Origin of the sequence: Arthrobacter sp. YD2, assembly GCF_030410475.1 — a bacterium.
In the GTDB taxonomy this organism is placed as follows: Bacteria; Actinomycetota; Actinomycetes; order Actinomycetales; family Micrococcaceae; genus Arthrobacter_B; species Arthrobacter_B zhangbolii.
This window is the reverse complement of the sequence record NZ_JAUHHB010000005.1, coordinates 2,611-5,299: the sequence shown is the minus strand read 5'-3', so window position 1 is coordinate 5,299 and position 2,689 is coordinate 2,611. Positions and strand designations below refer to the sequence as shown.

Below are 2,689 nucleotides of genomic sequence, written 5' to 3'. Positions count from 1 at the left end.
GTCTGTTGTTTGAGAACTCAATAGTGTGCCAAGTTTATTGATACCAATTTATTTTGATTGGTTGAATCGACCGTGTCCGCCCACCCCGTGGGTATGGAACGGTTTTTTTAGCCGGTTTCGAATTTAGTGCAGTGCCTGGCGGCCAATTTTCCTTGGCCCCGGCATTGTGTCTGTAAAACATTTACGGAGAGTTTGATCCTGGCTCAGGATGAACGCTGGCGGCGTGCTTAACACATGCAAGTCGAACGATGACTTCTGTGCTTGCACAGAATGATTAGTGGCGAACGGGTGAGTAACACGTGAGTAACCTGCCCTTGACTTCGGGATAAGCCTGGGAAACCGGGTCTAATACCGGATACGACCTCCTGGCGCATGCCATGGGGGTGGAAAGCTTTATGCGGTTTTGGATGGACTCGCGGCCTATCAGCTTGTTGGTTGGGGTAATGGCCCACCAAGGCGACGACGGGTAGCCGGCCTGAGAGGGTGACCGGCCACACTGGGACTGAGACACGGCCCAGACTCCTACGGGAGGCAGCAGTGGGGAATATTGCACAATGGGCGAAAGCCTGATGCAGCGACGCCGCGTGAGGGACGAATGCCTTCGGGTTGTAAACCTCTTTCAGCAGGGAAGAAGCGAAAGTGACGGTACCTGCAGAAGAAGCGCCGGCTAACTACGTGCCAGCAGCCGCGGTAATACGTAGGGCGCAAGCGTTATCCGGAATTATTGGGCGTAAAGAGCTCGTAGGCGGTTTGTCGCGTCTGCTGTGAAAGCCCGGGGCTCAACCCCGGGTCTGCAGTGGGTACGGGCAGACTAGAGTGATGTAGGGGAGACTGGAATTCCTGGTGTAGCGGTGAAATGCGCAGATATCAGGAGGAACACCGATGGCGAAGGCAGGTCTCTGGGCATTAACTGACGCTGAGGAGCGAAAGCATGGGGAGCGAACAGGATTAGATACCCTGGTAGTCCATGCCGTAAACGTTGGGCACTAGGTGTGGGGGACATTCCACGTTTTCCGCGCCGTAGCTAACGCATTAAGTGCCCCGCCTGGGGAGTACGGCCGCAAGGCTAAAACTCAAAGGAATTGACGGGGGCCCGCACAAGCGGCGGAGCATGCGGATTAATTCGATGCAACGCGAAGAACCTTACCAAGGCTTGACATGAACCGGAAAGACCTGGAAACAGGTCCCCCACTTGTGGCCGGTTTACAGGTGGTGCATGGTTGTCGTCAGCTCGTGTCGTGAGATGTTGGGTTAAGTCCCGCAACGAGCGCAACCCTCGTTCTATGTTGCCAGCGCGTTATGGCGGGGACTCATAGGAGACTGCCGGGGTCAACTCGGAGGAAGGTGGGGACGACGTCAAATCATCATGCCCCTTATGTCTTGGGCTTCACGCATGCTACAATGGCCGGTACAAAGGGTTGCGATACTGTGAGGTGGAGCTAATCCCAAAAAGCCGGTCTCAGTTCGGATTGAGGTCTGCAACTCGACCTCATGAAGTTGGAGTCGCTAGTAATCGCAGATCAGCAACGCTGCGGTGAATACGTTCCCGGGCCTTGTACACACCGCCCGTCAAGTCACGAAAGTTGGTAACACCCGAAGCCGGTGGCCTAACCCCTTGTGGGAGGGAGCCGTCGAAGGTGGGACCGGCGATTGGGACTAAGTCGTAACAAGGTAGCCGTACCGGAAGGTGCGGCTGGATCACCTCCTTTCTAAGGAGCACCTCAGGACGGTATGTCCGGCCACAGTGCCGGATGTGTCTCCTGCAGGAGATGCCCATATCGGAGACATCTGTTCTCCGGTGGGTGCTCAAGGGTGGAATATCAATGGATAGGCGCCGGCGTGATGCCCGGATCGGTGAGTACGGTCTTCCCCTTGGGGGAGTCCTGGAAAGCGTTGGTTCGGGCGGGTAGGCCGGTTGACCGTTTGGCACACTGTTGGGTCCTGAGACAACAGGACCGTGGGTAATGATCCGGGCTTTGCGGCCGGGGTGGTTGTTCATGGTTGTGGTTTGTTTCTGTTTGTTCCTGCGCATGCCGGATACATCACGGGTTCGCCTCTTTGCGGGGGTGCCGGGTGTGGATGGGTGTGACGGGGTTGTTGTTTGAGAACTACATAGTGGACGCGAGCATCTTAAAAATTATTAAGTGCAATTTCAGAAAAACCTGGTAGATCCCGGTGCCGCCTTTGGGTGGTGGCGGGGTGTGACCGTGGTTTTCTCGATAGCGATATTAATTATTGATCTTTGTGGTCAAGTTTTTAAGGGCACACGGTGGATGCCTTGGCATCAGGAGCCGAAGAAGGACGTAGGAATCTGCGATAAGCCTGGGGGAGTTGATAACCGAACTTTGATCCCAGGATGTCCGAATGGGGAAACCCCGCCCGGCGCGCGAGTGACCGGGTGACCCGCATCTGAACACATAGGGTGCGTGGAGGGAACGTGGGGAAGTGAAACATCTCAGTACCCACAGGAAGAGAAAACAACAGTGATTCCGTTAGTAGTGGCGAGCGAACGCGGAAGAGGCTAAACCAGTGGTGTGTGATAGCCGGCGGGCGTTGCATCACTGGGGTTGCGGGACTTTCCGTACCGATTCTGCCGGATCGGTGAAGTGAGTGCAGATGCATAGGTGAACTGGTTTGAAAGCCAGGCCGTAGAGGGTGTTAGCCCCGTAACCGGAATGTATGCTGCCGC

At 55.7% G+C, this 2,689-nt stretch carries 2 rRNA genes (1 of these 2 cut by a window edge); both read left to right on the top strand.

The features are described 5' to 3' along the window. The first annotated feature begins 180 nt into the window (after nucleotides 1-180). A 16S ribosomal RNA gene (locus QWJ37_RS16160) occupies nucleotides 181-1,709 on the top strand. 537 nt (nucleotides 1,710-2,246) lie between these two features. After that, nucleotides 2,247-2,689 (top strand): 23S ribosomal RNA (locus tag QWJ37_RS16155); it runs 2,500 nt beyond the window's last position. The 16S and 23S rRNA genes sit together here, the layout of an rRNA operon.